Raw genomic sequence first — 5,346 nt, 5'->3', positions numbered from 1 at the left:
GAAGGTGATCACCGTCCGCACCGCCGCCGTCACCGCCTCGACGGGGGCCGCCGCTCCGCCCTCGCCGGTGGCCTTGAAGGCGGCGGTGCGGACGGTGATCACCTTCTTGCCGGCGCCGGCCTGCACGGTCTGAATCGCGTTTCCGGCATAGATCGGGCGCTCGAACGTGTCGGGCGACACGACCGCCATGATGTCGGAGATCTGCGCGACGTCGAGCAGGGCGGCGACGCGCGGCAGGATGTTCTTGCCGGTGGTGGTCGCCGAGCACACGATCGCGTCGTAGGGCTCCGCGATCGCGACGATCAGCGCGGCGACCGGCTCGGCGAGGTCGTGGTCGTAGGCCGCGTCCTCGGCCAGCAGCACCTTGTCGACGCCGTCGAGCTTGGCCGCCGCGTCGGCGGCGGCCCGGCTGCCGGCGCCGACCACGAGGGCGTGGATGGGGGCGCCGAGCTGCTTGGCGGCGGTGAGCGCCTTCAGGGTGCCGTCCTTGATCTCGGACTGGCCGTGCTCGACGAGGAGGAGGGTGGTCATCGGTTCAAACCTCGGATCTCGGATAAGGCGCGCGCTCGACCGGATGCGGGAGCGCGCGCTGCGGGACTAGATGACGTTGGCCTCGGTCTTCAGCTTCTGCACGAGCTCGGCGGCCGAGCCGACCTTGATGCCGGCCGAGCGGCCCGGCGGCTCGGCGGTCTTGAGGACCTTGAGCTTCGGGGTGACGTCGACGCCCAGGGCGTCGGGCGCCATCTCCTCGAGCGGCTTCTTCTTCGCCTTCATGATGTTGGGCAGCGAGGCGTAGCGCGGCTCGTTGAGGCGCAGGTCGGTCGTGACGATCGCCGGGAGCTTGAGCGACACCGTCTGCAGGCCGCCGTCGACCTCGCGGGTCACGTCGAGGCTGCCCTCGCCGGCCTCGATCTTGAAGGCGAAGGTGCCCTGCGGCCAGCCGAGCAGCGCCGCGAGCATTTGGCCGGTCTGGTTCGAATCATCGTCGATCGCTTGCTTGCCGAGGATCACCAGCTCCGGGTTCTCCTTCTCGACGACCGCCTTCAGGATCTTGGCCACCGCCAGCGGCTCGCAGACCGTGTCGGTCTTCACCAGGATCGCGCGGTCGGCGCCCATGGCGAGCGCGGTGCGGAGCGTCTCCTGGGCCTGCTGCGGGCCGATCGACACCGCCACGATCTCGGTGACCTTGCCCTTCTCCTTCAGGCGGATCGCCTCCTCGACGGCGATCTCGTCGAAGGGGTTCATCGACATCTTGACGTTGGCGAGCTCGACCCCGGAGCCGTCGGCCTTGACGCGGATCTTAACGTTGTAATCGACGACCCGCTTGACGGGCACCAGAACCTTCATGGCGGTCTACTTCCTCCGCGGCCGGATTGTTGTGATCGGCGAATTTCGGAGCGCCTTCGCAGGCGGCTCGCACAGGGCGCGGACCGTAACGGCCACATTTCCGCCTTGTCAACGCGGCGCGCGCACGCGCTTTCGAAAAGCCGCGGACGGTCGGCGAAGGGAATTCGGATCTGCGGTACGGCGGCGGGCGCGGATCGGCCCGGGCCCGCCCTAGCGGTTCTTGCCGGGCACCCAGAGCACGTCGTCGGCGCCGTCGGCGTTGGCCGCGCGGCTCGCCACGAACAGGAAGTCCGACAGGCGGTTGAGGTACTTCAGCGCCTCGGGCGAGACGATCTCGCCCTCGGTCGCCGCAAGCGCGACGGCGAGCCGCTCGGCCCGGCGGCTGACGGTGCGGGCGAGGTGAAGCGCAGCGGCGGCCGGCGAGCCGCCGGGCAGCACGAAGGACTTCAGCGGCGCGATGTTGGCATTGAGCGCGTCGATGTCGGCTTCGAGCCGCGCCACCTGCGAGGCGACGATCCGCAGGGGCTCGTAGGCCGGCGGCGCGTCGCTCGGGGGCGTCGCGAGGTCGGCCCCGAGATCGAACAGGTCGTTCTGGATCGCGCCGAGCATCGCGTCGATGCGCGGCTCGGCGTGCTGGCGGGCGAGGCCGACGCAGGCGTTGGTCTCGTCGACGGTGCCGTAGGTCTCGACCCGCAGGTCCGCCTTCGACCGGCGCTGGCCGTCGGCCAGGGCGGTGGTGCCCTTGTCGCCGGTGCGGGTGTAGATGCGGTTGAGGGTGACCACGGGTGCGCCGACGCTTTCAGATCAGAAGATGTAGCCGAGCTTGCAGATCAGAAGGTGTAGCCGAGCTTGCCGCCGAAGTTGGTCAGGCCGCGGTTCTCGCCGCACAGGCCGGCATTCGACATGTGCTCGACGGTCGCCATGATGCTCCAATGCTCGGTGATGCGGAAGCCGAGCGCCGCGGCCTCGCGGAACAGCGGCGAGCAGCCGAGCGAGTTGAAGCCGTACGGGGCGAGCGCCTTCGGGCCGGTATAGCCGTTATGCGCGGCGCCACCGAAGAAGCCGTCGATGAAGACGCGGCGGTCGAAGGTCTCGGGGAAGAGGTCGACCGACCAGGTCGCGCCGAGATAGGCGTAGCTGGTCCGGCCGCCGGTGTTGTAGCTGCCGCCCACCGTCGGGCGCGGCACGAAGGCCTGCCAGAACGGATCGGCGCTCACCAGCGGCTTCGAGAACAGGATCTCGCCGTTGACGTTCTGCTTCTCGAAGCCCGGGAGCTTGCCCTCGGCGCTGCCGGGATCCTGCACGGCGCCGCCGATCCGGACTTCGGAGACGATGCTGAGGGGCTGCACCGGCGGCGCGTAGGCCGCGGGCCGCGGCGCGTACCCGAGATCGGCTGCCGCGACGGGCGAGGCGATCGCGAGGGCAAGAGCGCCGGCGACGAGACGATGCGAGGAGGACTTCATGCGGAGCGGATCCGGTTGAACCCGGAATTCCTAGCATGGGCCGACCCGCCGGGGGCGCCGTTTCATCCGGCCCGCGCTCGAATGCGCCCCGGTGCGGCCCGGCGGTCACAGTCCCGGGCGGCCCCGATCCATCAGGCCGAGCGCCACCAGGCCACGCCCATGATCACCAGGATCGCCACGAACTGCAGCAGCACGCGCAGGCGCATCAGGCGCTGGGACAGGTTGGCGTCGCCCCCGCGCATCATGTTGGCGAGGCCGAGGAGGAGGATGACCGCGACCGCGAGGCAGGCGACGAGGACGACGGAGTTGCCGGACATGGACGGACGATCTCGACTGCGAGCGATTCCGCCCTTGTAGGCGCTTCGCCGGACGAACGGCAGGGGCGATGCGACGCGGGCCGTGCCCCGGCTCAGTTCCGGCGCAGCAGGCGCTCGAAGTAGTCGAGCTCCTCCTGCGAGCGGGTCGGGTCGCCGAGCTTGCGCCGCAGCTCCTCCATGATCCGGCGCGCCCGTTGCACCGCCGATTCGTCGGCGGTCGGCACGCGCACGCGGCCGTCGCTCATGTCGCGCCCGCGGGTCGAGCGGCCGAGCGGGTCGTCGTCCTTGGCACCGGCCTGTCCCTGCTGGCCGGGCTGCTCGCCGTCGGGCTTGTCGCCCTGGCCCTCGCCCTCGGCTTCGGCCGATTCCTGCATCTGCTGCTGCATGCCGTCGGCACCGCGCTTGAGCCCGTCGAGGGCGCGGCCCTGCGCGTCGACCGCGTCGCCGTCCTGGCCGTCCTTCAGCGCGTTCTCGGCCTCGCGCATCGCATCCTCGGCATCCGAAAGGCCCTCCTCGCCCTTCATGCCGTTCTCCTTCATGCGGTTCTGCAGGTCCTGCAGGCGCTGTCGCAGGGCCTGCTGGCGCTCGCCGACCCCGCCCTGCTGGCCCGGCTGCCCCTTGCCTTGCTGGCCCTGGCCCTGCTGCCCCTGCTCGCCTTGACCTTGCTGGCCCTGGCCCTGCTGGCCGGGGCTCTGCTGCCCCTTCTGCCCGGGTTTCTGCCCCGGCTGACCGCGGCTCGGCGGACGCTGGCCCTGCTCGCCGCCGGGCTTCTCCTGGCCTTCCTTGAAGGTCTCGTCGCGCAGGCCCTGCTGCTCGCGGGCCATCTGGTCGAGCTCCTTCATCTGCTTCTGCATCTCGCGGGCGGTCGGGTCGGACTTGCCGCCCTGCTCGGCGCTCTGCAGGTTCTCCAGGATGTTGCGCAGCTGCTCCATCAGGCGCTGCGCCTCGGCCGTGTCGCCGCGCTTCATCGCCTCGGCCATGTCCTTGAGCATCTTGTCGAGGTCGTCCGGCGTCACGCTCTTCGATGGCTGGCCCTGCTTGTCGCGCGAGCCCTGCTCGCGCGGCTGCTTGCTCTGCTTCTCGGCCAGCTGCTTCATGAACTTGTCGAGGGCCTGCTTGAGATCCTGGGTCAGGCGCTGGATCTCGTCGTCGGGCGCGTTCTTCTCGATCGCCTCCTTGAGCCGGTCCTGCGCCTGCCGGAGCTTCTTCTCGGCGTCGGAAAGGTCGCCGTCCTCGATCTTGAGGGCCATCTCCCAGAGCAGGTCCGCGACCTCGGTGAGCGCGGCATCGTTGCCGGCCGCCCGCAGGCGCCGCGCCGCGGTCTTCAGGCCGAGGAACACCCCCGGCTGCGGCGTGAACATCTCGGGCGCGACGAGCAGTCCGTCGAGCGCCATCTGCACGCGGGCGCGACCCTCGTCCGGCGTCACCACGAGGCGACGGCGCTCCTCGGCCAGCGCCCGCGCCAGCGGATCGCGGAAGGGGCGGGCGGGCAGCACCATCTCGATCGTCGGCGTGCGGCCCTCCTGGCCGGCCTCGTCCTTGACGAGATAGGTGAAGCGCACCTTCGCGCCCGACCAGGGGTTGTCGGTCAGGTCCACGAGCGTCTTGGTGTCGGTCTCGCCGCTCGCCTCGCCCGGCAGCGCCAGGGCGATGCGCGGCGGCGGCACAAGCGAGCGCGTCCCCTCCAGCGGCTCGACGATCCCCTCGGCCGAGGCGATGCCGTAATCGTCCTTGGCGCGGTAGCTCAGGTTGAAGGTGCCACGCCCGTTCACCTCCGGGCCGCCGACCGCGTGGATCTCGGGCGGGGTGTCGGGGATCGCCTCGACGATCAGGCGCTGGGTCTGCCCAGGCGCGGCGATGGTGAGCTCGGCCGTCGGCCCGACGATCTGGAACCGGTCCTCGCGCAGGTCGGGTCGCGGCTCCTTGCCGGGCACGGCCTTGAGCCCGGCATTCGGCGTCAGCACGGTCTGCGCCGGGCTCTCGCCGGCGATGCGCACGATCAGCTGCGAATTCACCGGCACGCGCAGGCGCTGCTCGCCGCCAGACATCGCGACCGCGAGCGGCGGAAGCCGGGTGTAGAGCGGCGGGTCGATCCAGCCGTCGATGCGGTAGTTCGGGCCGGCCGAAGCGGCTTCGCGCCAGTCGAAGGCGCTGCCGAGGCGCTCGCGCCATTCCGGGCCAGCGACGAACAGGCTCGCCACCGCCGCGACCACGAGGCC

5 protein-coding genes and 1 pseudogene are annotated in these 5,346 nt (G+C 70.9%); all 6 read right to left on the bottom strand.

Translation table 11 applies throughout. The features are described from left to right. A pseudogene (locus FV223_RS19225) lies at positions 1 to 531 on the bottom strand (electron transfer flavoprotein subunit alpha/FixB family protein); the annotation flags it as partial. A 66-nt stretch (positions 532 to 597) separates the two neighbouring features. Next, the gene (locus tag FV223_RS19220) at positions 598 to 1,347 is read right to left on the bottom strand and encodes an electron transfer flavoprotein subunit beta/FixA family protein (protein ID WP_147728510.1); all 750 of its coding nucleotides are present in this window, start codon (positions 1,345 to 1,347) and stop codon (positions 598 to 600) included. A gap of 210 nt (positions 1,348 to 1,557) precedes the next feature. Beyond that, the gene (locus FV223_RS19215; RefSeq protein ID WP_147728509.1) at positions 1,558 to 2,130 is read right to left on the bottom strand and encodes a cob(I)yrinic acid a,c-diamide adenosyltransferase; all 573 of its coding nucleotides are present in this window, start codon (positions 2,128 to 2,130) and stop codon (positions 1,558 to 1,560) included. A gap of 47 nt (positions 2,131 to 2,177) precedes the next feature. Then, the gene (locus FV223_RS19210) at positions 2,178 to 2,810 is read right to left on the bottom strand and encodes an acyloxyacyl hydrolase (protein ID WP_147728508.1); all 633 of its coding nucleotides are present in this window, start codon (positions 2,808 to 2,810) and stop codon (positions 2,178 to 2,180) included. A 131-nt stretch (positions 2,811 to 2,941) separates the two neighbouring features. After that, positions 2,942 to 3,127 carry a twin transmembrane helix small protein gene (locus FV223_RS19205; RefSeq protein WP_147728507.1) on the bottom strand — a complete coding sequence of 62 codons (186 nt, stop codon included), beginning with the start codon at positions 3,125 to 3,127 and terminating at the stop codon, positions 2,942 to 2,944. Positions 3,128 to 3,219: 92 nt separating this feature from the next. After that, positions 3,220 to 5,346, bottom strand: a 2,127-nt coding sequence (locus FV223_RS19200; RefSeq protein ID WP_147728506.1) for a TIGR02302 family protein, incomplete at its 5' end; no start/stop codon positions are given.

It is taken from the genome of Methylobacterium sp. WL116 (assembly GCF_008039455.1).
Taxonomy (GTDB): Bacteria; Pseudomonadota; Alphaproteobacteria; order Rhizobiales; family Beijerinckiaceae; genus Methylobacterium.
The sequence above is the reverse complement of the archived record's forward strand: the minus strand, read 5'-3'. Positions and strand labels throughout refer to the sequence as shown.